Consider the following 604-nt stretch of genomic DNA (forward strand, 5'->3'; position numbering starts at 1 on the left):
CTCATTAAAATCCATTCCCATTTCCTTTAGAATTCTCATTGATATTATTGCTCCTGTCTGTCCATGATCATGCCTACTTACAACGTTTCCAATATCATGAAGAAAACCTGCAATTGCTGCAAGTTCTACTTCCCTTTCTGAATATCCTAATTGTTTTAGGATATTTGAAGCAATATTAGATACTATTGTTGCGTGCCTTAGGCTATGTTCTGTAAAACCCATTGCACCTAAAAATCTGTCACCCTGTTCCATATAAGTTTTAATTTCTATGTTGTTCTTTACATCATTTAAAGTAATCATAGTTTCACCTCTTATATATTCTACAACTTTTTGATAATTCCTGCTAATTTATTTAAATTTTAAAGGGGTATAACCCCCCTTTTTTATCGATATGCTTCAGCAAGTTCTTTATAATGAATTGCAGACTTTTTTATACTTTCTATTTCTTCATCTGTTAGCTCTCTAACAACCTTTGCTGGTGTCCCCATAACTAAACTCCTTGGTGGGATCTCTTTTCCCTGCGTTACAACTGAACCTGCAGCTATAATACAATCTTCACCAATAACTGCACCATTTAATATTACAGCTCCCATACCAATTAAAC

At 33.8% G+C, this 604-nt stretch carries 2 protein-coding genes; both read right to left on the reverse strand.

Going from position 1 to position 604, the window contains the following annotated elements; translation table 11 throughout:
* A partial coding sequence (locus tag TCEL_RS11565; RefSeq protein ID WP_040684094.1) for an HD domain-containing protein occupies positions 1–300 on the reverse strand: 300 nt, incomplete at its 3' end.
* A gap of 83 nt (positions 301–383) precedes the next feature.
* Positions 384–604 (reverse strand): gamma carbonic anhydrase family protein (locus tag TCEL_RS11570; protein WP_040684095.1); only part of this gene is annotated, 221 nt, incomplete at its 5' end.

Origin of the sequence: Thermobrachium celere DSM 8682 (assembly GCF_000430995.1) — a bacterium.
Classification (GTDB): domain Bacteria; phylum Bacillota; class Clostridia; order Clostridiales; family Caloramatoraceae; genus Thermobrachium; species Thermobrachium celere.